This window comes from Rhizobium bangladeshense (assembly GCF_001662075.1).
Taxonomy (GTDB): Bacteria; Pseudomonadota; Alphaproteobacteria; order Rhizobiales; family Rhizobiaceae; genus Rhizobium; species Rhizobium bangladeshense_B.
Genome location: NZ_LYPL01000010.1, coordinates 41,010 through 63,667 on the forward strand (window position 1 = coordinate 41,010; position 22,658 = coordinate 63,667).

Sequence of the window (22,658 nt, forward strand, 5' to 3'; positions counted from 1 at the left end):
CGATCGGTCACATTGATGTCAAGGACTTCGTCCGCAAAAAAATCAGAAACTTCGAGTGAAATCTCCGCCGCCGCTCCAGAAGATCGCATCCCTCCGCGGGAGCGCATCGTCTCGACCGCCTCCGAGCTTTTCCGCGAACACGGCATTCGCGGCATCGGCGTCGATGCCATCGCCGATGCGGCATCGACCAACAAGATGACGCTTTACCGGCATTTCGGCTCGAAGGACGAGCTCGTCTGCGAGACACTGCGCCGCGCCTCCGAAAAGGCGGATGCCATCTGGCGGGATCTGGAGGCGGCCCATCCCGGCGATCCCGGCGCCCAGTTGGACGCCTGGGTCGAGATGCGGGCGCAATGTCTGAACGGCGAGCCCGCCGGCTGCGATCTCGCCAATGCCGCCATCGAACTGAAGGGCGAGGGCCATCCTGCCCACGAGATGATCGAGAGGCACAAGGCCGAACAGCGCGATCGTCTGGCCGCGCTCTGTTCGGCAGCCGATGCGCGCGAACCTCAACTCCTTGCCGATACGCTGACGCTGCTGCTCGAAGGCGCGCGCGTCAGCCGCCAGGCTATGGGTGCCGCAAGCTGTTGCGGTCATTTCGCCAAGGCCTGCAGGGCGGCGATCGCCTCTTTCACCTGACCTCCGGGGAACCTTGCCGCCTCTATGCCGTTTTTCCATCACCGGAAGGCGATGTGGAGGCAGAGATGAACTACGTCTATCTCAAGCGCCTATATGCCAAACGCGCCGAGCTTGAAGCCAAGCTGGAGCTTCACGATGCGCGCTATTGTTTCGGCGAGGAAGAGGTCGATGACGGCACCGACAGCGATCTGCGTCAGCGATTGAGCGAGGTCTCCGATGAGATCGCCGCCTTGGAGAGCAGAGCGGCTACTCCCTGGCGCTGAGGATCTCCATCGTCCGCTCGTCGAATTGTCCCTCATAAAAACGCTCGATCGCCTGGTGGAAGGGCGAGCCGTGATCGCTGATCGCAGCAAACAGCGTCATCGATGAGCGCAGCTTGAAGTCATCGGGCGAGCCGAGGATTTCATGCGCCGATCGGCCCTTGACCGATAAAATCGCCTCGACGCAGCGCAGCAGCCGGCTTGAAAGAATGGGGTGGGCGAGATAGGCGGCGGCTTCCTCGGCCGAACGGATCGCATATTTTTGCGCCATCGCCGACGTGCCGAGACCTGATATCTGAGGGAAGATGAACCACATCCAGTGGGACGTCTTGTGCCCCGCTTGCAGCTCGGAGAGCGCCTGTTGGTAGATGCCGTTCTGGGCTTCGACGAAGCGGTCGAGGTTAAAATCGAGATCACCGGCCATGGTTCTTTCCCTTTTCCTGCTGTCTTTGCAGCCTGGGCCAAGGGGCTCCATGCCCGGCGAAACTTTTCTGCCCGGCGAAGTGGCCGGGCTGTCAGCAGACCCTTTCAGCGTAGGGGCTGCTGTCGCGGCAATGGCCGTAAGCCGGATGATGCGGCGGATTATCGCCGGCGGGTGCGGCAATGGCCGATGTCGTCATCGGATCGGTATTGCCGGAAGAATATGCGGCAAAACCCGCAAAGCTCAAGACAAGCAATGCGCCGACAATGACAACGCGCTCAACGCCCGACAGTTTCTGGGCACTGAGATGTTCCGCATATTCGCGCTCGCCGGCGCCGGCCGTTTCGTCCTCTTTCACGTGGACGGTTACCATATCCTGGTGACGGCTTAAAGTTTCACAATCTGTCATTCTAATACTCCTGCAACGCATGCAGAGTCGCGTCCCGAGGGTAAACCCTCACCCTCGCGCCGAATCCTACTCCAAATGCGAGCATCATGTGTGTCTTCAATCGCGGCAATTGAAGGGGCGATCTGCAAACGCAGTGTTCAGAAAATCGAACTAATGCATGCAAAATATCGTGAAGCTCTGGCTCGCCGAAATGATCCGCGGTAATCCGGAGAGATATTTCGTCTGGATGGGTCCCATGAGCAAATCCTTCGGCGCCATGTCGGTCGCCCAGCTTTCCGTCCTCATTCAGGGCGGCGCAGCCGATCCGGTCGATGTGGCAGAGGCCTCCTTCGACGCCATCGCGAATTACGCCGACAAGGCCGTCTTCACCACGCTGCTTGAAAACCGGGCGATGGAAGAAGCGCGCGCTTCTTCCGAACGGCTGCGGCAAGGGCGCTCGCTCGGACTGCTGGACGGTATTCCGATCGCCTGGAAAGATCTTTTTGACATCCAAGGCCGGACGACGACGGCAGGTTCGCGCGTCCTGGCAGCGGATGCGCCGGCCGAACGGGATGCGGCCGTCGTCGCTTTGCTGAGGAATGCCGGCATGGTTGCCATCGGCTGTACCAATATGAGCGAGTTCGCCTTTTCCGGCCTCGGCATCAATCCGCATTACGGCACGCCGACAAATCCGCGAAGCGCCGACCGCCCTCGCATTCCCGGCGGTTCCTCCTCCGGCGCCGGTGTGGCCGTCGCCGCTGGGCTCGTCCCGGTCGCGATGGGCACGGATACCGGCGGGTCGGTGCGTATTCCCGCCGCCCTCAACGGCATCGTCGGCTACAAGGCGACACGCGGCCGCCATGCGATGGACGGTGTCTATCCGCTGGCGAAAAGCCTGGATTCGCTGGGGCCGCTCTGCCGCACCGTCAAGGATGCAGTCTGGATCGATGCGGCGATGTGCGGCCTGACGGCGCCCGATGTCGCTGAGCGTTCCCTGCAGGGGCTGGAATTGCTGGTGCCTGAAAACATCGTCTTCGATGGGGCCGAACCGGGCGTCGTCGTTGCCTTCGAGGCAGCCCTGGAGCGCCTTCAAAAGGCAGGTGTTCGGGTTTTGCGCATCACCATCCCCGCTTTCGACGCAATCATCGACCTGCTGACGACCTGCGGCCCGCTGGTGACTGCGCAAGCCTATGCCCTTCATCAGAAGCGGCTGGCGGGGCCGGAAGCGGACCGCATGGATCATCGCGTCGTCATGCGCACCCGCTTGGGAGCGAGGACGACGGCGCCGCATTACATGGCGCTTCTCGAAGCCCGCCGCCGCCTCATTGCCGATGTCGACCGCTTCATCGGCGACCGCCTCATTGCCTTTCCGACCGTCGCCCATGTGGCGCCGCCGATCGCGCCTCTGGAACAGGATGACGAGCTCTTCTTCGCCACGAACAACAAGACGCTGCGCAACACGATGTTCGGCAATTTTCTCGACTGGTGCGGTGTGTCGGTGCCTTGCGGCACGGGTGAGGCGGGCATGCCCGTCGGCCTGCTGCTTTCGGCCACTGCCCGTCGCGACGAGGTATTGCTGGGAACGGCGCTTGCCGCGGAGGCAGTCATCCGCGGCGATTTTGACTGACTTCGCGATTGATTTCGATTTTGTCGCCACTGACTGGCGCGAGAGGAATTGGAGGAGGGAGCATGCAGCATATGCAAAATGGACGATTCGCGGTTTCGACATGGTCGCTGCATCGGTTGCTCGGCGCGGTTCACGCCTATAGCCCCGACCCCGACAAAAGCGCGGCGCCGAAGGAGCCCTACGGCCCCGGCGGCGCGGCGCTGATCGACGTGCCGGCGATGCTGGCGGCGCGCGGCGTCAACCGGCTGGAAATCTGCTCCTTCCATCTGCCGAGCCTCGATCCCGCCTATCTTAGAGAACTCAGCGAAGCGATGACGGCGTCGAACGTGCTGTTCCAGACCCTGCTCGTCGAGGACGGCGATCCGAGTCATGCCGGGACGGCCGAACGCGACGTCGCTTGGATGGCGGAGTGGATCGGAATTGCCGATGCCCTTGGAGCGCAGAGAATGCGCGTTATCGCCGGCAAACAGAAACCGACCGAGGAAAATCTCGGCCGTGCCGCTCGTCACCTGAACTGGCTGGCCGAGAAAGCGGAAGCCAGCGGCGTGCGCGTCGTCGTCGAGAACTGGTTCGACCTGCTGCCGTCGCCGGTCGAAACGAACTGGCTGCTGGACCGGCTGGATGGCAAGGTCGGCCTCAACGGCGACCTCGGCAACTGGTCGGCACCCGCGAAATATGAGGCTCTGGCCGATATCATGCGGCGGGCGGAAATCTGCCACGCCAAGGCCGATTACAATGCCGGCGGCCTCGATGCGGAGGATTACCGCAAGTGTCTGGCGATGTGCGAGAGGGCCGGTTACGCCGGTCCATTCACGCTGATCTATGATTCGCCCTTCTTCGCCGACGAATGGGACGGCATCCTGCTGCAAAAGACCTTCATCGAGGATTTCCTGCGTGAGGCGCCGGCGCGCCGGACGGCTTAGAACCGTCTGTTATTCCTGGCGCGGGAACCGCTGGCTTTCCTCCAGCACGTTCAGATCCATGTGGTTGCGCATATAGCGCTCCGAGGCTTTCTGCAGCGGCTGATAGTCCCAGGGATAATAGGCGCCGTTGCGCAGCGCCGCATAGACTACCCAGCGTCGGGCCTGGCTTTCGCGTACGGCCGCATCGAAAGCGGAAAGGTCCCAGCGCCGGCCCGCCTGTTCGACGAGCCGCGCGAGCGTCACGGCATGCGCCGGATTTCCGGCGAGATCGTCGAGCTCTTGCGGATCGGCCTCGAGATCGAACAGCATCGGCGGGTCCTTCTCGCAGAGCGAGAGCTTGTAGCGCCCGTCCCTGAGGCAGACGAGCGGAGCTTCCGAGCCTTCCGCGGCATATTCCATCGGTACCGGGCCACGGCTGCCGGTGCCCGTCGCGAGGGCTGCAAGATCTTGGCCTTCGGTCCACGGCTTCAATGACGCGATATCGATGCCGGCAAGACCGGCAAGCGTCGGCGTTACGTCAAGGGTGGAGACGGGCTGGTCGATGCGCTTCGGCGTCCAGCCGGGGGCTGCGATCATCAGCGGAACCCGCGCCGAACCTTCGAAGAAATTCATCTTGAACCAGAGGCCGCGATCGCCAAGCATGTCGCCGTGGTCGGACACGAAGAGGATGATGGTGTTCTCGGCCATGCGGCTGCGTTCCAGCACGCTGAGAATCTCGCCGATCTTGTCGTCGACATAGGAGATATTGGCGAAATAGCCGCGTCTTGCCCGCCTGATCTGCTCGCTGCCGATGTCGAAAGCATCGTGATCGCAGGCTTTCGTCAGGCGCTGAGAATGAGGATCCTGCCGCTCGAAAGGGATCGCAGCGACCGCCGGGTCGAGTGCCGGGCAGTCCTCATAGAGATCCCAGAATTTGCGGCGCGCGACATAGGGGTCGTGCGGATGGGTGAAGCTGACGGTCAGGCACCAGGGGCGTTCGTCGTGACCACGCGAGAGGTCGAAGAGCTTGCGGGTGGCGTGATAGGCGACCTCGTCGTCATATTCCATCTGATTGGTGATCTCGGCAATGCCGGCGCCGGTCACCGAACCGAGATTGTGGTACCACCAGTCGATGCGCTCGCCGGGCTTTGTGTAATCGGGCGTCCAGCCGAAATCGGCGGGGTAAATATCCGTCGTCAGACGCTCTTCGAAGCCGTGAAGCTGGTCGGGGCCGACGAAGTGCATCTTGCCCGACAGCGCCGTCTGGTATCCGGTCGCGCGCAGATGGTGCGCATAGGTCGGGATGTCGGAGGCAAACTCAGCCGCATTGTCATAGACGCGCGTCCGGCTCGGCAATTGGCCCGACATGAATGACGCCCGCGCCGGCGCGCAGAGCGGGCTTGCCGTGTAGGTATTAGCGAAACGCACCGAGCGGCCTGCCAGTGATTTCAAATGCGGCGCGTGAAGAAAATCGGCGGGGCCATCGGGAAAGAAGGTTCCATTCAGCTGGTCCACCATCAGGATGAGGATGTTCGGGCGCGCCATGTCAATTCCCTTTTGCTATTTGAAGATTTTATTGAAACGCCTATTATGAGAGCTGTAAAGACAGCTTTTTTCGATGGCTGCTAAAAGGCAGACTTATGTCAGATCGCCCACCTGAGCTCGGATGGATGCGCCTCTTTGTCGAGGTTGCGCGGCTCGGGAGTTTTTCGGCGGCTGCAACGCTTCTCGGCCTGACCCAGCCGGCTGTGAGCTACCAAATCCGCCGGCTGGAACAGCAGTTCGGCGTCAGCTTGCTGCGCCGCCAGCATCGCGGCGTCGAGTTGACCGCCGAAGGCGAGCGGCTTCTGGACATCGCCGCTAAGGCGGTCGGCGATATCGATGCGCTCGCCCGCAGTTTTCGCCTTGAAGCCCAGAGGCCGGTCGTCAGGCTCAGAACCGACTATGCTTTTTCGGCGCTTTGGCTGATCCCGCGCATGGATGGCTTTCGCCTTCTGCACCCGGAAACGGACATACAGATCGTCGCGACGCAGAGGCTTGCGGTCGGGTTTCGCGACGAGGCCGACGTCGCGGTCGTGTTCGGGACGCGGGCGGAATTCGGTGCAGTGGGCACGCTTCTGCTGCCGGAGAGGGTCGTGCCCGTCTGCACGCGGGGGTTCCTCGATCGCAACGGCCCCTTCGACGATCCCGGACAATTGGCCGGAGCGAGGTTGATCCATCTCGACGCGCCGCTGCCATCGCCCTGGTTCGACTGGCGCACATATCTTGGTGAATTCTCCGTCCTGCGCGGCGCCCATGCCGACCGCGGTGATATCAGCTTCAACACCTATTCGTTGGTCATCCAGGCGGCGCTGAGCGAGCAGGGCGTGGCGCTCGGCTGGATGGGGCTCGTCGACACGCTCCTTTCGGCGGGCATGCTGCTCGAAGCCGGCCCGTCGCTGGAGGCTCGAGACCGGGGTTATTGGCTGGTGCCTCCGCGATCTCCGAACGTCCATAGCGAGAGGCTCAGCATCTGGCTGTCGGATGAGGTGGAGAAGGTCGGCTAGCTCGATCCGCGCTGCATGGCGGAAAGGTTCTGACGGCAGTTATCCCGGATAACCATCGCCACATCCGCATGCTCACCAGACGCCTCGCAAGATAGGGATATAGTCGAAGCCTTTTCGAGTCCGACTCTTAGCCGATTTTTCTCGTCACAAAGAAACTCATCGCAACTTTTTCGTCACCATTTGGCATTGATGTGAACGGCGCTCGAAAATCCTTCCGTCCTAGTCCGTCCGTACGGATGTACTGGAGTTCCGCAAGGATTTCGAAGCCGCTTTCCTGCATCAGATTGATGTGATGGCTGCGCCACCTCCGATTTATCAGGTAGGGTCGTCGTCCACGCATCATCGTCCACGTGGGCGCGCTCAAAACCCAGTGCCCATTCCAGTCGCTTGACAGACCGTGAGACTGGAAGTCGATCAGGTGCGTCGCAAACCCTCCTGGCTTCAGCCACCGGGCAATAGCGATATAGGTATCAACGAGGTTGTCCACGTGTTCCATGACTGAATGCGTCATCAGCCAGTCAGCCACACCCGCCTCCAGTACGTTGAAATCGGTCCATGGTGCGACGAACTTTAATCGTTCGCTGCCATTTACGAGGTCCGCCTTCAGCGCGTCGATTGCCTCCGCACTGAGGCGCTGTTGCACGATCCCATCTATCCGATCCCAGGCGAAGTTTGTCGGTGACGGCGGAAAAAAGATGTCGCCCGATACGGTGTTATCCCAAAATGCGGCCCGCTCGCCGAAGAGTTCAATCAAACCGTTCAGGACTTCAAGATCGTGCTCGATGCTCCGGTGGTCTTGTAAATCCAGCCCGATGTACGTGTCGACGCCCGCAAGCAGTGCGGCAAGCCCAACGCCAAGCGAACTTCCGGGGCCCACCTCGACCAATACTTCAGGTCTTTTGCCGTTGAGCCAAGGCGCTAGGTGACCGTAGTGGCGAAAGAAAAGGTCATAACAGTGGCGCGCAGAAGCAGTGCCCCCTTCTACGTGCGTATTTCGCAGTTGCGGAAGGACAAAGGAACCCAGTCCCTTGGCTAGGGAGCGAAGTGCAATATGGGTCATGGCGCCACCTTTTTCATCGAAACTCCAGCACGGCAATGTCCGGCGTGCTCTACCCAGCAGAATTCGCGTGCAACCTCATGAGAGGCCAAAGAAAAGCCAAGCAATATTGTTCGGCCTTGGACTCGTTAGTTGGGATTGTACGCGGCTCATAGTGATTGATGTTTTCGCGAATCTAAAGTCATTCATTGGGCGTACAGCAATAATCACTATGACCATGGCTGGGTTGCTGAAGCGCATGAGAAGGCTGCCTCAAAAAGAATTGAGCGATTTCAGCGAGTTGTGATTCCTTCGGATTTGCGAGATTCGATGGAGCTTTTTCTCCCGTACTGGATCGTGGCTTGCTAGCAATCTATGCAACATGAGTAATAGGGAGGCATTCTGTAAGTGGGCGGGTGTATTTCGTTCTCCTGGTCTATATTGGGATTTCAAAAGCGCCACATGCCCGCCGATCTGCGCGGCTAGCAGCAGCCTTGCGGCTCACCACGCCTCAACGCCGACGTTTGTGCCCAGGAGAAGCCTTGTCATCGGCGATGGCGATCGACATTCTGGGCCGAATCCATAGCGGAGGGGACTGAAGCATGCGAACCATCGGATATGTCGTCGGACTGCTTATGGTCGGGTTCGGCCTGATCTGGATCGGTCAGGGAAGCGGCTATTTTCCCTATCCGGCCTCGAGTTTCATGATTGCCCAAAAGATCTGGATGCTCTGGGGCGCCATTCTGGCGGCAGCGGGCATCGTCGTGATGGTCAGCATCTCGCGGCTTCGCCGCAGAGGATGAATTGGCCGTATGGCGGCAACCGGCCGCTGAGGGCCTGTCGAAATGAGGAGAATGGCATGAGCGCAGCTGTAATCGACGGTTTTGCCGACCGGATCAGGAAGCATCGGGACGGTATGATCTCCGCTTGGGTCGGCATTCCCGACGCCATGCTCGTCAATCATCTGGCGCAGGAGGAGTTCGATGCCGTCGTGCTCGATATGCAGCATGGCATGTGGGATATGCAGTCGGCGGCAAATGCCGTTGCTCAAGCCCGTCTTGCCGGCAAGCCGGCCATCGCGCGCATTCCGGTCGGCGATTTCGCTTCCGCCTCGCGGCTGCTCGACGCCGGTGCCTCCGGCATCATCGCGCCGATGATCAATTCGGCCGAGGATGCGCGAGCCCTGGTCCGGACGACGAAATATCCGCCCCTCGGAGAGCGCAGCTGGGGACCGTCCCTGGCGCTGAACCATAGCGGTCTGGCGCCGGACGCCTATCTGAAGACTGCCAACGAGCTCACCGTCGCCATCGCCATGATCGAGACCCGAGCCGCGCTCGATGCGATCGACGGCATTCTTGGTGTAACCGGCATCGATGGTATTTTTGTCGGCCCCGCCGACCTTTCGATCGCCCTGTCGAACGGCGATCAGGTGGCGCCGAATGCCGCCGAGATCGACAGCGCCATGCAGCACGCCGTTGCGCGCTGCCGCGCCCACGGCAAATTCGCCTGCGCCTATGCCGGCGATGGCGAGCGGGCGGGCGAACTGCTGAAGTTCGGCTTTGATCTGGTCATCGCCGGCGCCGAGACCATACAGCTGCGCGCCGGCGCCCGCCGCGCCATCAATGCCGCCCGCCGGATCGCCTCCGGCCGCTGATCTTCGTCAGCGGGCCGGCTTGATCGCCAGCCAGATGACGTGGCGGGCGCCGCCGCGTTTGCCATTGGCGCGGGTGTTGACCGCTTCGACGGAAAAGCCGCTGTCCTTGAGGCGGCGGGTGAAATCAGGGTCCGGCCCGGATGACCAGACGGCAAGCACGCCGCCGGGGCGAAGCGCGTCGCGGGCGGCGCGCAGGCCGTTAAAATCGTAGAGCCGGTCGTTGGATTTGCGGGTCAGCCCATCCGGTCCATTGTCGACATCGAGCAGGATCGCGTCGTAGGCGCTCTTGCCGGCGCGGATCGCCTCGCCGACATCGCCCTGATGGATGCCGACGCGGGGATCGTCGAGGCAGCCCTTGAACATCTCGGCCATCGGCCCGCGCGCCCAGATGACGACGGCCGGCACCAGTTCGGCGACAGTGACGCCGGCATCATCGGGAAGGACGGCAAGAGCGGCGCGCAGGGTGAACCCCATGCCGAGCCCGCCGATCAGCACCCTCGGCTTCGGATGCGTCTTGATCCGCTCCCAGGAGAGGGTCGCCAGCGCCTCTTCCGAGCCGCTGAGACGGCTGTTCATCAGCTCGTTGGCGCCGAGCATGATCGAGAACTCGCTGCCGCGCTGCTTCAGGCGCAACTCGCCGCCTTCACCGGGAATGGTCGCGGAATCGAGTTGGATCCAGGGCAGCATGACAGTTTCGCCTCAAATGAAGAAAGGCTCCCCTAGCACAGGGAGACGAGCGAAACCAGCAAACCCGGGGTCAGATCATGCGCATGAAATGACCCGGCTCTGCTTCGACGACATTGTCCTGCGTCGCGGCCGAACGGCGGCGGATATCCTCGACCTCGTCGGGGCTCAGCCGCGCCTTCGGATCTTCGAAACGGACGTCGGGATCGGGCACGGCCGAGAGCAGCAGCCTGGTATAGGGATGCAGCGGATTGTCGATCACCCGGGCAGTACTGCCCCATTCGACGATCTGGCCGGCATACATCACGGCGATGTCCTCGGCGACATAACGGGCGGTGGCGATGTCATGGGTGATGTAGAGCAAGCCGAGATTCATCTCCCGCTTCATCTCGTTCAAAAGGTTGAGCACGCCGAGGCGCACCGAGACGTCGAGCATCGAGGTCGGTTCGTCGGCGACGATCACTTCCGGCTTGACGGCAAGCGCGCGGGCAATGTTGACGCGCTGGCGCTGTCCGCCGGAGAGCTCATGCGGATATCTCGGCGCGACGAGATCGGGATCGAGCCTGACGCGCCCCAGCAGTTCGTGGATGGTGACGTCGATCTCCGTCCCCTTGATGTCCGGGCGATGCAGTTTCAGCGGCCGCCGGAGGTGGTGAGCGATGGTGTGGGCGGGATTCAGCGAGGCGAACGGATCTTGGAAGATCATCTGCACCGAGCGGCGGTAGCGGGCGATTTCCGCGGAATTCGCCGCCTCGACCGGCCGGCCTTTGTAGAGGATGCGGCCCGATGTCGGCAGATATTCGCGCATCGACATGCGGGCGCAGGTGGTCTTGCCGCTGCCGGATTCCCCGACGAGCGCCAGCGCCCGGCCGGCGCGCAGCGAAAAGGTGATTGAGCGCGCAGCATGAACGGCGGACGCGCCGTGGCCGAAGGTCTTGGTCACCGTGTCAAGCGCAAGGATGGCCTCGCTCATAGCAGCACGCCTCCATGAAGCGAGGGGAAGGAGGCCCAGAGCTTCTTCGTATAGTCGTGCGCCGGCGTCCTGTAGATCGCCTGGGCGCTGTTCTGCTCCACCAGCCTGCCGGACAGCATAATGCCAATGCGGTCGCAGAACTGCACCATCAGCCCGAGATCATGGGTGATGAAGAGGACGGAGAAGCCGAAGCTGCGGCGCAGCTCGTTGATCCGCTGCAGGATTTCGCGCTGGACGACGACGTCGAGCGCGGTCGTCGGCTCGTCCATGACGACGAGCTTCGGATCGAGCGCCATGCAGATGGCGATGACGATGCGCTGGCGCATGCCGCCGGAAAACTGATGCGGATAATCGCGCATGCGGTCCGGTGCGATGTCGACGAGCGTCAGCATTTCGGCGGTGCGCTCGCGGGCTTGCGCGCGGCTCATGCCTTTATGGGTGCGCAGCAGGTCGTAGAATTGCGTCTCGATGCGCAGCACCGGGTTCAATGAGTTCATGGCGCTCTGGAAGACCATGGCGACCGCGCGCCAGCGGAAGGCGCCAAGCGCCCGCTGGTCGAGATCGAGTACGTCGCGGCCGTCGAGCAGGATGCGGCTCTTCTTGCGGATCAGCGCCGGCGGCTTGTGCAGGCGGCTGATGGCAAAGGCGATGGTGCTCTTGCCGCAGCCGGATTCGCCGGCAAGCCCGAAGACCTCGCCGGGTGCGACATCGAAATTGACGTCGTCGACGGCGCGGAAATCCTTCTCTTCGCCGATATAATCGATGGTGAGGTTCCTTACCGAAAGCAGCGGTTGCGTCACAGTCGGCCCTCCCCTGTTCGAACGAGCAGCGACCAGCGCTTCAGATGATTGCCGGTGCGCAGCCGCGGATTGGCGATCTCGTCGACGGCGAAATTGAGGAGCGACATGCCGATGCCGAGGAAGGCGAGCGCGATGCAGGGGGTGAGAATATCCCACCAGGCGCCGACCGAAAGCGCCGAGGCCTTCTGCGCGTTGTAGAGCATCGTGCCCCAGGAGATCGCCCGGGGATCCCCGAGGCCGAGGAATTCCAGCGTCGCCTCGGTGATGATCGCGAAGATGACGCTGCCGATGAAATTGATGCCGACGATGGAGATCACATTGGGGAAGATCTCGAATGTCATGATCCGCCATTGCGGCTCACCCATCATCTCGGCCGATTTGACGAAATCCTTCTGTTTGACGGAGAGGGTTTCGGCGCGGGTGACGCGGGCGCCCCAGGCCCAGGAGGTGGCGCCGAGGATGAGGGCGATGACAAAGGGGCTCGCCTGGCCGATGAAAGCGGCGAGCACCAGCAGCAGCGGCAGGTTCGGAACGACGAGCACCATATTGGTGAAGAAGCTGATGACCTCGTCGGTCTTGCCGCCGCGATAGCCGGAGATGATGCCGAGCGCGGTGCCGGCAAGGGTGATCAGCAGGCCGGCGCCGAAGCCGACGGCGAGCGAGGTGCGGGCGCCGTAGATCAGCCGGGCGAAGACATCCTGGCCGATGCGGGTGGTGCCGAGGATATGGTCGAGCGACGGCGGCTGGTGCGGTCGCCCGGTGCGGGCGGCGGGGTCGTATTGGGTCAGCAGCGGCGCTGCGATCGCGACGATGATGATGAAGGCGATGATGACGAGGCCGGTGAGCGCCTTGCGGTTTCGAAGCAGGGTCTTCATCTCACGCTCCCTTCAGCCGCGGGTCGAGCAGGACATAACTGACGTCGACGATGAAATTGGCGATCAGCATGGTCGCGGTCATGATCAGCAGTTGCCCCTGGATGACCGGATAATCGCGGGCGAGGATCGCCTGGTAGAGAATGTTGCCGAGGCCGGGATAGTTGTAGACGACCTCGGTCACCAGCGAGCCGCCGAGGATGGTACCGATGGCGATGGCAAGGCTGGAGACGGTCGGCAGCAGGGCGTTGCGTGCCGCGTACCAGAGCATCACATGCCGGTCGGACAGGCCCTTGGCGCGGGCCATGACGATATAGTCCTCGCCGAGCAGGTTGATCATGTTGTTGCGCATGGTGACGGTGAAGCCGCCGATCAGCACGGTGCAGAGCGTCACCATCGGCAGGATGCCGTGATAGGCGACGCTGCCGATATATTGCAAGCTGAAGGCCGGATCGAGCGACGGGTCGGCGGCATAGCCGTTCGGGAACCAGCCGAGCGTGAAACCGAAGATGAAGAGCACGATCAGCGAGGTGACGACTGCCGGCACCGAGGTCGCGAAGATCGCGCCGACCGAGACGACGACATCGAACCGGCTGCCGCGCCGCCAGGCGGCGAGGATGCCGAGCAAGGTGCCGAGCGCGAAACTCGCGATCGTGGCGGTTCCCATCAGGCCGACTGTCCAGACGAGGGCGTGGCCGAGCACCGAAGTGACCGGCAGCGGGAAATACTTGATCGAGCGGCCGAGATCGCCGGTGAAGATGCTGCCCAGATAGGTGAGGTACTGCTGCCAGAGCGGCCCATCGACGAAGCCGAAGGTCAGCTTCAGCGCCTGCAGGCTTTCCGGCGGCAATTCGGTGCCGGCGCTCGAAAACATGATCTGCACCGGATCGCCCGGCATCAGGCGCGGCAGGAAGAAATTGATCGTCGCTGCCGCGATGAAGGCTGCCATGTAGAAGACGAGGCGGCGAAGCAGGAAAGCCATGGGAACTCCGTCGTGACGGGAGCGGCGTTGAAAGCCACCGCTCCCGGGATCAATGCCTTTACTTGGCCGGCTCGAGCGCGAGCAGGTTCAAGAGGCGCGCCGGATTGGTGCGTGAGATCGACGGATTGACGAAGGCGTTCTCCTTGGTCGACCAGCCGGTGAAGCGCTTGGTGTTGTACTGGTACCAGTTCGGATTGTTGAACACCGGAATGACAGGCATGTTTTCGGCGACGATGCGCTGCGCCTTGTTCATCGCTTCCTTCTGCTTGGCGAGGTCTGCGGTATGGGTGAACTCGGTGACGAGCTTCTCGACATCGGGATTGAACCAGCGCTGCGCGGTGAAGCGGGTCTTGCCCTTGTCCGAAGCGCTGAAGGCGCGCTTGTAGGGGTAGTAGGGCGAGGCCGAAGCCGGCAGGCTGTTGATCGCCGCATCGAAGCTGCCGTTGATGAGATTGCCGGTCCAGACGGCTTCCTCCGGCGTTTCGATCTTGGCATCGATGCCGACCGCCTGCATGCCTTCGACAGCGATGTTGACGGTGTCGACCCAGTCGGTCCAGGAGTTCGGGACAATGATCGAGAAGGAGATCTTGCTGCCGTCGGGATTGTCGCGGAAGCCGTCGCCGTCCTCGTCCTTGTAGCCGGCCTCGTCGAGCAGCGCCTTGGCGGCGTCGGCGTCATAGGTGGCGAACTTGCCGAAGTCGGCCTTGACCGACGGGTCCGACCAGCTCTTGTAGAGCTCGCCCATCAGGCCGGGATCTTCGTTCAGCGTCGGGTAGCCGTAGCCGGCGACGTCGATCATCGTCTTGCGGTCGAGCGCCATGGAGACCGCGCGGCGGAACTTCACGTCGTTGAAGGCCTTCCTGTTGTTCTCGTTCGCTGTTTCCAGGTTGAATAGGAAGGCGACCATGCTGCTCGGCGAATACCAGTAGTGGAAATGCGCCGGATCCTTCGAGACATAGACATTGTCGATGTCGGGAATAAAGGAGACCCCCCAGTCGAGCGTGCCGTCGGCCGTTGCTGTCAGGATCTGATTGTTGTCGGCAAGCTGTGGGAAGCGAATGCAATCGACCTTCAGATGCGCGTTGTCCCAATAGTGCGGGTTGCGGCACTGGTCATAGGTCTGGCCGGTAAAGCGCGGTACCTCGGTCAGCGGGCCGCTGCCGACCGGGTTCTCGTTGGCAAAGGTGACGGGATCGGCGACGTCCTTCCAGACATGTTCGGGAACGATCGGCAGCTGCGAAATCTGCTCGGCGGCAAGCGAGCTCGGATTGGCGAGCGTGAAGCGCACAGTCTGGGCGTCGACGGCCTGGACGTCGGTGACGAAGGTCCAGATGCTGACGAAGTCGAGGGCCGGGAATTTCTTCAAGTAGTCATAGGTGAACTTGACGTCGGCTGCGGTCAGCGGCTTGCCGTCCGACCATTTCAGGCCCGGGCGCAGCTTGAACTCGATGCTCTTCAAGTCGTCGGACAGCTTGAAGCTTTCGGCCAGGCGATAGACCGGCTTGTTGCTGTCGAAGCGGTTGAAAATAACAAGCGGCTCATAGATGAAATCGAGCGTCGATTGGCGCGCCGAAGTCTGGTTGAACGGGTTGAAGTTGCGCACCCAGGTCGTCGCCGGCTCGATATTCGCCGTCAGGACCGTCTGCGCCATGGCGGATCCCGAAAGCAGCGTGAGTGCTGCGGCTGCAAGAAGATATTTTTTCATATTCTATTCCCCTTTTTCTTATGCGGTGAGAGATGGCGCGCCGGTCAGGAGACAAGCGCGCTTGCAAAAATGTCTTCGACCTCAGCGTGGGCGGCGCGATAATCGATCTTGAGATTGCCGAGTCGGGCCTTGCCGGCGGCGATGCGCTTCAGGGCGGCGTCCGTCAGCGGGCGCGCGGCTCTCGCGGCGGCTTCGCTTTCCCTGACGTCACCATGGGTGTGGAGGGCGATGTCGAAGCCCGCATCGAGCACTTGGGCGACACGCTCCGGCAACGTGCCGGCGAGCGATTCCATGAAGATGCAGTCGGAGATCAGCACGCCGTCATAACCCATGTCCTTGCGGATGACGTCGTGCATGATTGGCGAGACGGAGGCCGGCAATTCCCTATCGTAGGCCGAATAGACGACATGGGCGACCATGGCCCAGGGCGTATCCTTCAGCGCCAGGAAAGGCTTGAAATCGGTTGCTATGAGCGTTTCCCGGCTGGCATCGACGACCGGTCGTTCCTTATGGGAATCGAGGGTGGCGCGGCCGTGGCCGGGAATGTGCTTCATGACGGGCATGTTGCCGGTCTCGAGCAGGCCCTCGACCACCTCGCGGCCGAGGGCGGCGATGATATCGGGATCGGGGCCGAAGGAGCGGGCGCCGATGACCGTGCTCGTCGTCTCGAAGACGAGGTCGAGAACGGGCGAGCAGCCGCTGGAAAGACCGAGTTCCGTCATCATCGCGCCCATGGCCCGGGAGGAAAGGCGCAGTGCTTTTCTGCCGAGCTCGAAATCGCGGCGCGCCAGTTCGGCAAACTGGCCGAAGCTGCGGAAGAGCGGCCAGGGGCCGGCATCGAGATGCTGGACGCGGCCGCCTTCCTGGTCGGTAAAGACAGGCGCATCGTCGCGGCCGACGGCTTCGCGAAAGCGCTCGATCAGCCGTTTCGTCTGCTCCGGCTCGCGCTGATTGCGCCGGCCGACGAAGAGGCCGAGCGGGTTGGTGTCGCGAAAGAGCGCGAATTCATCCTCCGAAATCGTGGGGTTCGGAAGGCCGACGAAGAGGGCAAGCGGGGTCGAGGACAAGTCTGAAAACTCCGTATCACATGATCATTTCGGCGCGCTTCTCAGCATGCCTTCGTAGATGCCCTTATCAGGGGCAGGAATGGCGATCGCGCCGGCTGTTCTGGCGTAGAAATCGACAGGCCCCGCATCGCCGATGAAGGCATAGGCATGGCCTAGCGTCTTCATGGTCTGGAGGCAGGAGGAAAATAGGGCGAGGCCGATGCCCTTGCCGCGGGCTTCGGGATCGACGCCGGTCGGGCCGAAGAAGCCGCGCGCCGTTGTGTCATAGCAGGCAAAGCCGAGCAGCTTGCCGCCTTCGACGGCGATCAGGCAGGCAACGGGCTGGCGGGAAAGGGCGACTGAGACTTCGCTCGCCCAGTTCTCGCTGAAGCGCTCGCGAACCCAGTTGACGACAAGATGCAGTTCCGGAGGAAGAGCCGGACGGATGGCGGCGCCGACGAGGCCGGCTCGTTCTTTCAATTCGTCGAGCCTGTCGGAATATAAGCTCACAAGCAGGTCTGGCACCTGTCTCTCCTCCAAGCATGCCGTTATTGTGGAATATATCCCCTTTTAATGTCATAGACTTGGCCATCTCGGAGGGCTTGTCAACAGGGATTTTCAGATGAGGCGTGGCGGTGCCTGACGGTCTCGCTCCGGCTTCACGTGACTGTAGGGTAGATGCAAAACGGCCCGGCAGAAGCCGGGCCGTCTCGATAGGCATTCCTCGCCGATGCGAGCGCCTATTGGCCTTCGGTCCAAAGCGCGTGAAAATGCTGCACGGGGCCGTGGCCAGAGCCGACGCTGAGCTTTCCGGCGGCCGCGACCGCGCCGGCCAGGTAATCCTTGGCGATGGCGACGGCCTCTCGCGCCGATGCGCCTTTGGCGAGTTCGGCCGCCAGCGCGCTCGAAAGCGTGCAGCCGGTGCCGTGGGTGTTCTTCGTCGGCACGCGCCGGGCTTCGAACCAGTACAGGCCGTCGGCGGTGGCGAGCACGTCCGGGCTTTCGTCGCTGTCGAGATGGCCGCCCTTGACCAGTACTGCGGCCGGACCGAGGCCGCGCAGCCGTTCGGCCTGTGCGGCCATCTCGGCCCGGTTTGTCGCCACCGGGTGGTGCAGCAGAGCGGCGGCTTCCGGCAGATTTGGCGTGAGAAGCGTGGCAAGCGGCAGCAGCCGCCGGGTCAGCACGTCGACCGCGTCAGGCGCGAGCAAGGCGGCACCGCCCTTGGCGATCATCACCGGGTCGAGCACGGCTGGGATGCCGCGTCGATCGGCGAGCGCTGCGGCGACGGCCTCGGCGATGGCCGCATTGGCGATCATGCCGATCTTTACGGCGTCGACGCGCACATCGGCAAAGACGGCATCGATCTGGTCGGCGACGAATGGAGGCGGCACCAGATGCACGCCGGTGACGCCTTGGGTGTTCTGCGCCGTCAGTGCGGTCAGCACCGCCATGCCGTAGACGCCGCGGGCGGAAAAGGCCTTGAGATCGGCCTGGATACCGGCGCCGCCGGAGGGATCGGAACCGGCGATGGAAAGGACGTTGCGGATCATGCGGGGACCTTTCGGATTTCTGCGGCTATGCGGCGCGTGGCCGCTTCCGGGTCCGGCGTGCCGCAGATGGCGGAGACGACGGCAAGCCCTCTGGCGCCGGCAGCAAACACTTCGGCGACATGGTCAGCCTTGAGGCCGCCGATGGCAACGGACGGCACCGGCGAAGCCTTCACCAGCCTGGCAAGCCCGTCAAAGCCGATCGGCTGCTTGTGGTCGGCCTTGGTCGGCGTCGCAAACACCGGTCCGACGCCGGCATAATCGACGAGATCGGCATCGACGGCGGCGGCGAGTGCCTCGGTCTCGACCGAGAGGCCGAGGATCATCTCGGGGCCGATCATGCTCCGCGCGGTGCGCGCGTTCATATCCTCCTGGCCGATATGCAGGCCGTCTGCGGCGATGGCGATGGCAGCCTCGACATCGTCATTGACGACGAGGAGCGCGCCGGTGCCAACGAGCGCCTGCTTCAAGGCGTGGCCGGTCTCGATCATGCGCGCCGTGCCGGCCTGTTTGTCGCGCAGCTGCACCATCGTCGCCCCGCCGGCAACGGCGAGGCGGGCGGTCTCGACCATGCCGGTCCCGGCGCAGAGGTCGGGGTCGAGGACGAGATAGAGCGAAAGGTCGAAAGTCTTCATGCGGCCGATATCCTTGCCCTGGCATCGAGCGTTTCACCGTCGAGCGCGGCTAGCGCATCGAGGAAACGCCAGGAAAAGGAACCGGGGCCGGCCGCTCCGAGTGCGGCATCCTCGCCGGCAACCGCGAAGGTTGCGAGTGCTGCGACCGTCGCGCCGAACGTATCCTCGGGCACTGCGGCGGCGAAGGCGCCGACCAGGCAGGTGAGCGAGCAGCCGAGCGCGGTGACCTGCGGCATCAGGACAGATCCGCCTTTGATGCGCACGGCTCTTTCACCATCGGTCACGAAATCGACCGCGCCGGTGACGGCGACGACCGCCCGCTGCCGCTCGGCGAGCCATCGCGCCGACTCTTCCGCCTGCTCGACTGGATCGCGGCTGTCGACGCCCTGGCCGCGGCTCTCTCCGCCGGCAAGCGCGATGATCTCGGAAGCGTTGCCGCGGATGATCGTCGGCGTGAGCGCCAGGAGATCGGCGACCGCATTGCGGCGGAAAGCCGTGGCATAATGGGCGACCGGATCGAGCACCCAGGGCCTGCCTGATGATGCCGCCGCCTTTGCCGCCGCCAGCATGCCGTCGATCCACTGCGTCGACAGCGTGCCGATATTGACGGTCAGCGCGCTCGCAATGCCGGCGAATTCGCCGGCTTCCTCAGGCGCGTGCACCATGGCCGGCGAGGCGCCGGCTGCAAGCAGAACATTGGCAGCGATGTTCATGGCGACATAATTGGTGATGCAGTGGACGAGCGGCGGCTTCTCCCGCATCGCCTCCAGCATGGCTCCCGAGGTGGTCTTGCTCTGCATGGCGCCCCTTTCAGGCGGGGCAGGCGCGGGGCGGCGTCTACGGCGATGCCCCGAGCGACTCCCTCCGCCGGCATTATCCGGTTCAGGTTCGAAGGGTTCTTCTCAGCCCGTCTGTCGACGAACGCCCCTGTCTCTCATCGCCCTCTTTTTCGCAGAGAAGGGCGCGGCTGTCATCCCGAAAATGACATTCGCGGCTGAGGGCGACTGAGCCATGGTTAGGGGCGGATGATCAGCGGATCTTGCCAGCCGGAGAGCCCAATGATTCGGGTTGCGACAGCAGCATTGCCCGAAGGCGTCCCGGAACGCCCGGCCTTTGCCTCCCTTTTTGGTCAGGAATAACAGCAGCAACCATGGGTGCAATTCAGATGAAATACACCTTTATATTTGATGGTGACGCAATACCTGCGTGATCTGCCGCAGTTTCAGTGTTTATTCGGGGAAGGTGCGACGGGCGGCCGGCAAATCTTCTTGGAAGATGAGGCACTCTTCTGATTGCAGGCTATCTTAATTTCAAATTGTATTATTTTATTCACCCTTCGCGTTTGCCTATCCGTATTTTCAATGCAGGCGGGCATTTGGACAGCTCCGCGTAAGTTGAATGTTGTCTTATCGTTTTCGTTATTTCAGTACTGCCGAGTCTCGGATTTGCCGGTAATTTCTGTCAAGAGTCCGGCGAATGCAGGGACTTGGCTACTGGAAACGCGACGTAAATATCTAACCGAAACTTTACCGTTCTGACACGTTCAGGTTGACGGTGAGCGCGATTGTAGCGATATGGCACTGCACGCAAATAAAATCCTCCTGAAGTTGTATTTTTGATGGGCAAATTTTCGATAAACCGCATGAAGGGAGGTCTCCGGACCGTCGCCTCCCTCCTGGTATTCCTCGGTTGTTCCAGCCCGTCCCTTTCGCAATCTCCCGATGCGGTGGTTCAAGGCCAGGCGCCGGCCATCAAATCGCAGAAATTCGACGACTGGTACTATCGCTGCACGGGCTCCGGCGACACCGCAGCCTGCGAAGTCGCGCAGGTGGCGCAAGTCGCCAAGGATGGCAAGAACGTCAATGTCCTGACGATCGCCACCACGCCGGCCACTTCTCAAGGCAAGAGCAAACCGCGGCTGATGCTGACCGCGCTTCTGCCGCTCAACGTCTTCCTCCCCTCCGGCCTGGCGATCAAAGCGGACGGCAAGCCCCTCGCAAAACTCGATTATCGCAATTGTAACGAGGCCGGATGCTGGGCGCAGCAGGCCTTGGATGCGAAGACGACGGCAGCGCTGCGCAAGGGCTCGATCGCCGAAGGGCTGGTGCGGCTAATGAATGGCCAGGACGTCAATATCCGCTTTTCGCTCAAAGGGCTGAGCCCGGCCCTCGACGAACTCCAATCCACTGCCGCGAAGTAGCCGAATTTCACCATGACCACAGAAATTCGATACTGCCTGCTCGCCGGCGCCGTCCTCGTGACGGCTGTCACGCCTGCTTATGCGCAATCGCCGGCCGATGATTTCAACCGCCGTCAGGAGGAGCGGTCGCAGTCGCAGCGGCTGGACGCCCTGCGGCGCGCGACACCGGGCGGCGGCGCGGGCGCGGAAGACCGGCCTTTGCCCGGCGGCCAGGGGAATGGTGCCTGTTTCGACATCACCCGGGTCGAAATCGACGGGGCGAACCTGCTCTCGGCACAGGATATCGGCAAGGTGACGGCGCCCTACGGCAACCGCTGCATCGGCCTTGCCGAGATCAACGCCGTCCTCAGGGATGTCACGCACCTCTACATCGACCATGGCTATATGACCTCACGCGCCTATGTGCCGCAGCAGGATATCAAAAAGACCAGGATCCTGCGGCTGCTCGTCGTCGAAGGCACGCTGTCGGATATTTATCTCAACGGCCAAAAGGTCGCCGGCAACGCTTCGCTGGCAACCGCTTTTCCCGGCCTGATCGGCCGGGTCGTCAATATCCGCGATATCGAGCAGGGGCTCGATCAGATGAACCGGCTGCAGGCCAACGACGCCAAGTCGGCCATGCTGCCCGGCGCCAAGGACGGAACCTCCATCCTCAATATCGAGAACCGCCCCGGACCGCCCTGGCATGTCTCTTTCGGCAACAGCAATATGGGGCAGGAAAGCACCGGTTTTTCCAGAAGCTCGGCCTCGCTCGGCTACGACGATCTGCTCGGCATCAACGACCAGTGGAACTTTTCTTATGAACACAGCGGTCCGGACTATCCGTGGAGCGATGACGGAAACGGCTATGGCAACAGCTATTCCGGCAGCGTCAGCGTCCCTTACGGTTATTCCACCGTTTCGCTGAACGGCTCCTGGTACCAATATGAAAGCGCCGTCGAAGGCAACTTCAGCACGCTCGAAACCTCCGGCAATTCAGGGCAGGCCGGCCTCGGCATCGATCGCGTCGTCATGCGCGGCAAGGATTCGATCACGACGGTCCGCAGCAGCCTCACCTACAAGCAGACGAACAACTTCCTGCTCGGCAATCTGATCGAGGTCGGCAGCCGCCGCTATACGGTCGGCGAGATCGGCATTTCCCATTCCCGGCGGATGTTCGGCGGCATCTGGGTGTTCGACGCCAGCTACGACAGGGGGCTCGGTCTTTTCGATGCCGTCAAGGCAGGGGAGCCCGGCGCGGGAGATGCCGATCCGCGATTTTCGAAATTCAACGCCACCATCACCGTCACGCAGCCCTTCCAGGCCATCGGCCGCCAGTTCGAGCTGACGTCGCTCGTCAGCGGCCAATATTCCCCTGATAATCTTCTCGGCGCCGAGCAGATGTCCCTCGGCAGCTACAGCAATGTCCGCGGCACCCGCGAAAGCGTGCTCTTCGGCAATAATGGCGTGTTCAGCCACAACGAGATCGTCTGGAGAACGAAATCCAACGAAAGCGGCGGCGCCGCCGCCAAGGCGTTCGGCGAACTGCGCCCCTATCTCGGCTTCGACTACGGCCACGTCTACGCGCAAAAGCGCTTCGACATGACAGGCGGCGATCTTGCCGGCTGGACGGCCGGTATCCGTGCCGTCGGCGGCAATATCAGCGCCGACCTCGGCTATTCCGACATCCTTGCCAGCAGCGTCGACCATGTCGACGGCGGGCTCTTCTATTTCAGCGCATCTGCGCATTGGTAACGAAAGC

The 22,658-nt window shown here is 62.3% G+C and carries 24 protein-coding genes and 1 riboswitch; of the genes, 9 read left to right on the forward strand and 15 right to left on the reverse strand.

Annotated features, from left to right (window positions below):
* Positions 1–15 precede the first annotated feature (15 nt).
* Both A7X77_RS19670 and A7X77_RS19675 read left to right on the forward strand, forming a co-directional pair.
* Positions 16–639, forward strand: coding sequence for a TetR/AcrR family transcriptional regulator (locus tag A7X77_RS19670; RefSeq protein ID WP_064684527.1), 624 nt, complete (start codon positions 16–18; stop codon positions 637–639).
* A 65-nt stretch (positions 640–704) separates the two neighbouring features.
* The gene (locus tag A7X77_RS19675) at positions 705–902 is read left to right on the forward strand and encodes a hypothetical protein (protein WP_064684528.1); all 198 of its coding nucleotides are present in this window, start codon (positions 705–707) and stop codon (positions 900–902) included.
* On the opposite strand, the gene A7X77_RS19680 is transcribed toward A7X77_RS19675, so the two are convergent.
* Both A7X77_RS19680 and A7X77_RS19685 read right to left on the reverse strand, forming a co-directional pair.
* Positions 886–1,323: a DUF1810 domain-containing protein gene (locus A7X77_RS19680; RefSeq protein ID WP_064684529.1), complete on the reverse strand. Its 438-nt coding sequence runs from the start codon at positions 1,321–1,323 to the stop codon at positions 886–888. The two genes, A7X77_RS19675 and A7X77_RS19680, sit on opposite strands and share 17 nt — an antisense overlap.
* Positions 1,324–1,414: 91 nt before the next feature.
* A complete protein-coding gene (locus tag A7X77_RS19685; protein WP_082928840.1) occupies positions 1,415–1,693 on the reverse strand; it encodes a hypothetical protein in 279 nt (92 codons plus the stop codon).
* A 271-nt stretch (positions 1,694–1,964) separates the two neighbouring features.
* Here A7X77_RS19685 and A7X77_RS19690 point away from each other — a divergent pair, with 271 nt between their 5' ends.
* A complete protein-coding gene (locus tag A7X77_RS19690; RefSeq protein ID WP_064684710.1) occupies positions 1,965–3,335 on the forward strand; it encodes an amidase in 1,371 nt (456 codons plus the stop codon).
* 62 nt (positions 3,336–3,397) lie between these two features.
* Positions 3,398–4,258: a sugar phosphate isomerase/epimerase family protein gene (locus A7X77_RS19695; protein WP_064684531.1), complete on the forward strand. Its 861-nt coding sequence runs from the start codon at positions 3,398–3,400 to the stop codon at positions 4,256–4,258.
* 9 nt (positions 4,259–4,267) lie between these two features.
* On the opposite strand, the gene betC is transcribed toward A7X77_RS19695, so the two are convergent.
* The gene (gene betC / locus A7X77_RS19700) at positions 4,268–5,782 is read right to left on the reverse strand and encodes a choline-sulfatase (protein ID WP_064684532.1); all 1,515 of its coding nucleotides are present in this window, start codon (positions 5,780–5,782) and stop codon (positions 4,268–4,270) included.
* Between the two features lie 95 nt (positions 5,783–5,877).
* Between betC and A7X77_RS19705 the strand changes: the two genes are divergently transcribed.
* On the forward strand, positions 5,878–6,783 hold the full coding sequence (locus A7X77_RS19705) for a choline sulfate utilization transcriptional regulator (RefSeq protein WP_064684533.1): 906 nt from the start codon (positions 5,878–5,880) through the stop codon (positions 6,781–6,783).
* Positions 6,784–6,910: 127 nt separating this feature from the next.
* Here A7X77_RS19705 and A7X77_RS19710 read toward each other — a convergent pair whose 3' ends face one another.
* The gene (locus A7X77_RS19710) at positions 6,911–7,843 is read right to left on the reverse strand and encodes a hypothetical protein (RefSeq protein ID WP_064684534.1); all 933 of its coding nucleotides are present in this window, start codon (positions 7,841–7,843) and stop codon (positions 6,911–6,913) included.
* Between the two features lie 578 nt (positions 7,844–8,421).
* Between A7X77_RS19710 and A7X77_RS19720 the strand changes: the two genes are divergently transcribed.
* Together A7X77_RS19720 and A7X77_RS19725 are read left to right on the forward strand one after the other, a co-directional pair.
* Positions 8,422–8,622 carry a hypothetical protein gene (locus A7X77_RS19720; protein ID WP_064684536.1) on the forward strand — a complete coding sequence of 67 codons (201 nt, stop codon included), beginning with the start codon at positions 8,422–8,424 and terminating at the stop codon, positions 8,620–8,622.
* Positions 8,623–8,678: 56 nt separating this feature from the next.
* Positions 8,679–9,473, forward strand: coding sequence for an HpcH/HpaI aldolase family protein (locus A7X77_RS19725; RefSeq protein WP_064684537.1), 795 nt, complete (start codon positions 8,679–8,681; stop codon positions 9,471–9,473).
* A gap of 6 nt (positions 9,474–9,479) precedes the next feature.
* Here A7X77_RS19725 and A7X77_RS19730 read toward each other — a convergent pair whose 3' ends face one another.
* From A7X77_RS19730 to thiM, 11 genes are all read right to left on the reverse strand, one after another.
* Positions 9,480–10,160 carry a spermidine synthase gene (locus A7X77_RS19730; RefSeq protein WP_064684538.1) on the reverse strand — a complete coding sequence of 227 codons (681 nt, stop codon included), beginning with the start codon at positions 10,158–10,160 and terminating at the stop codon, positions 9,480–9,482.
* A gap of 70 nt (positions 10,161–10,230) precedes the next feature.
* The gene (locus A7X77_RS19735) at positions 10,231–11,130 is read right to left on the reverse strand and encodes an ABC transporter ATP-binding protein (RefSeq protein WP_064684539.1); all 900 of its coding nucleotides are present in this window, start codon (positions 11,128–11,130) and stop codon (positions 10,231–10,233) included.
* The gene (locus tag A7X77_RS19740) at positions 11,127–11,930 is read right to left on the reverse strand and encodes an ABC transporter ATP-binding protein (protein WP_064684540.1); all 804 of its coding nucleotides are present in this window, start codon (positions 11,928–11,930) and stop codon (positions 11,127–11,129) included. Before A7X77_RS19740 ends, A7X77_RS19735 begins: the two co-directional genes overlap by 4 nt.
* The gene (locus A7X77_RS19745; protein ID WP_064684541.1) at positions 11,927–12,805 is read right to left on the reverse strand and encodes an ABC transporter permease; all 879 of its coding nucleotides are present in this window, start codon (positions 12,803–12,805) and stop codon (positions 11,927–11,929) included. The genes A7X77_RS19740 and A7X77_RS19745 overlap by 4 nt, the downstream gene beginning before the upstream one ends.
* Before the next feature lies 1 nt (position 12,806).
* A complete protein-coding gene (locus A7X77_RS19750; RefSeq protein WP_064684542.1) occupies positions 12,807–13,784 on the reverse strand; it encodes an ABC transporter permease in 978 nt (325 codons plus the stop codon).
* A 58-nt stretch (positions 13,785–13,842) separates the two neighbouring features.
* A complete protein-coding gene (locus A7X77_RS19755) occupies positions 13,843–15,489 on the reverse strand; it encodes an ABC transporter substrate-binding protein (RefSeq protein WP_064684543.1) in 1,647 nt (548 codons plus the stop codon).
* A gap of 44 nt (positions 15,490–15,533) precedes the next feature.
* Positions 15,534–16,556, reverse strand: coding sequence for a glycoside hydrolase family 3 N-terminal domain-containing protein (locus A7X77_RS19760; protein ID WP_064684544.1), 1,023 nt, complete (start codon positions 16,554–16,556; stop codon positions 15,534–15,536).
* 24 nt (positions 16,557–16,580) lie between these two features.
* A complete protein-coding gene (locus tag A7X77_RS19765) occupies positions 16,581–17,060 on the reverse strand; it encodes a GNAT family N-acetyltransferase (protein ID WP_064684545.1) in 480 nt (159 codons plus the stop codon).
* Positions 17,061–17,275: 215 nt separating this feature from the next.
* Positions 17,276–18,085: a bifunctional hydroxymethylpyrimidine kinase/phosphomethylpyrimidine kinase gene (gene thiD / locus A7X77_RS19770; protein WP_064684546.1), complete on the reverse strand. Its 810-nt coding sequence runs from the start codon at positions 18,083–18,085 to the stop codon at positions 17,276–17,278.
* On the reverse strand, positions 18,082–18,717 hold the full coding sequence (gene thiE / locus A7X77_RS19775) for a thiamine phosphate synthase (RefSeq protein ID WP_064684547.1): 636 nt from the start codon (positions 18,715–18,717) through the stop codon (positions 18,082–18,084). Before thiE ends, thiD begins: the two co-directional genes overlap by 4 nt.
* Positions 18,714–19,517 carry a hydroxyethylthiazole kinase gene (thiM, locus tag A7X77_RS19780; protein WP_064684548.1) on the reverse strand — a complete coding sequence of 268 codons (804 nt, stop codon included), beginning with the start codon at positions 19,515–19,517 and terminating at the stop codon, positions 18,714–18,716. Before thiM ends, thiE begins: the two co-directional genes overlap by 4 nt.
* Positions 19,518–19,559: 42 nt before the next feature.
* Positions 19,560–19,656, reverse strand: a riboswitch (TPP riboswitch).
* Between the two features lie 679 nt (positions 19,657–20,335).
* On the opposite strand from thiM, the gene A7X77_RS19785 reads away from it, so the two are divergent.
* A complete protein-coding gene (locus tag A7X77_RS19785) occupies positions 20,336–20,917 on the forward strand; it encodes an invasion associated locus B family protein (protein ID WP_064684549.1) in 582 nt (193 codons plus the stop codon).
* A gap of 12 nt (positions 20,918–20,929) precedes the next feature.
* Positions 20,930–22,651 carry a ShlB/FhaC/HecB family hemolysin secretion/activation protein gene (locus A7X77_RS19790; protein WP_064684550.1) on the forward strand — a complete coding sequence of 574 codons (1,722 nt, stop codon included), beginning with the start codon at positions 20,930–20,932 and terminating at the stop codon, positions 22,649–22,651.
* The last annotated feature ends 7 nt before the right edge of the window (positions 22,652–22,658 follow it).

Bases quoted from the DNA above. Each gene is read 5' to 3' on its own strand.
- A7X77_RS19670 (WP_064684527.1), top strand. From the start codon at position 16: ATGTCAAGGACTTCGTCCGCAAAAAAATCAGAAACTTCGAGTGAAATC.
- A7X77_RS19675 (WP_064684528.1), top strand. From the start codon at position 705: ATGAACTACGTCTATCTCAAGCGCCTATATGCCAAACGCGCCGAGCTT.
- A7X77_RS19680 (WP_064684529.1), bottom strand. From the start codon at position 1,323: ATGGCCGGTGATCTCGATTTTAACCTCGACCGCTTCGTCGAAGCCCAG.
- A7X77_RS19685 (WP_082928840.1), bottom strand. From the start codon at position 1,693: ATGGTAACCGTCCACGTGAAAGAGGACGAAACGGCCGGCGCCGGCGAG.
- A7X77_RS19690 (WP_064684710.1), top strand. From the start codon at position 1,965: ATGAGCAAATCCTTCGGCGCCATGTCGGTCGCCCAGCTTTCCGTCCTC.
- A7X77_RS19695 (WP_064684531.1), top strand. From the start codon at position 3,398: ATGCAGCATATGCAAAATGGACGATTCGCGGTTTCGACATGGTCGCTG.
- betC (WP_064684532.1), bottom strand. From the start codon at position 5,782: ATGGCGCGCCCGAACATCCTCATCCTGATGGTGGACCAGCTGAATGGA.
- A7X77_RS19705 (WP_064684533.1), top strand. From the start codon at position 5,878: ATGTCAGATCGCCCACCTGAGCTCGGATGGATGCGCCTCTTTGTCGAG.
- A7X77_RS19710 (WP_064684534.1), bottom strand. From the start codon at position 7,843: ATGACCCATATTGCACTTCGCTCCCTAGCCAAGGGACTGGGTTCCTTT.
- A7X77_RS19720 (WP_064684536.1), top strand. From the start codon at position 8,422: ATGCGAACCATCGGATATGTCGTCGGACTGCTTATGGTCGGGTTCGGC.
- A7X77_RS19725 (WP_064684537.1), top strand. From the start codon at position 8,679: ATGAGCGCAGCTGTAATCGACGGTTTTGCCGACCGGATCAGGAAGCAT.
- A7X77_RS19730 (WP_064684538.1), bottom strand. From the start codon at position 10,160: ATGCTGCCCTGGATCCAACTCGATTCCGCGACCATTCCCGGTGAAGGC.
- A7X77_RS19735 (WP_064684539.1), bottom strand. From the start codon at position 11,130: ATGAGCGAGGCCATCCTTGCGCTTGACACGGTGACCAAGACCTTCGGC.
- A7X77_RS19745 (WP_064684541.1), bottom strand. From the start codon at position 12,805: ATGAAGACCCTGCTTCGAAACCGCAAGGCGCTCACCGGCCTCGTCATC.
- A7X77_RS19750 (WP_064684542.1), bottom strand. From the start codon at position 13,784: ATGGCTTTCCTGCTTCGCCGCCTCGTCTTCTACATGGCAGCCTTCATC.
- A7X77_RS19755 (WP_064684543.1), bottom strand. From the start codon at position 15,489: ATGAAAAAATATCTTCTTGCAGCCGCAGCACTCACGCTGCTTTCGGGA.
- thiD (WP_064684546.1), bottom strand. From the start codon at position 18,085: ATGATCCGCAACGTCCTTTCCATCGCCGGTTCCGATCCCTCCGGCGGC.
- thiE (WP_064684547.1), bottom strand. From the start codon at position 18,717: ATGAAGACTTTCGACCTTTCGCTCTATCTCGTCCTCGACCCCGACCTC.
- thiM (WP_064684548.1), bottom strand. From the start codon at position 19,517: ATGCAGAGCAAGACCACCTCGGGAGCCATGCTGGAGGCGATGCGGGAG.
- A7X77_RS19785 (WP_064684549.1), top strand. From the start codon at position 20,336: ATGGGCAAATTTTCGATAAACCGCATGAAGGGAGGTCTCCGGACCGTC.
- A7X77_RS19790 (WP_064684550.1), top strand. From the start codon at position 20,930: ATGACCACAGAAATTCGATACTGCCTGCTCGCCGGCGCCGTCCTCGTG.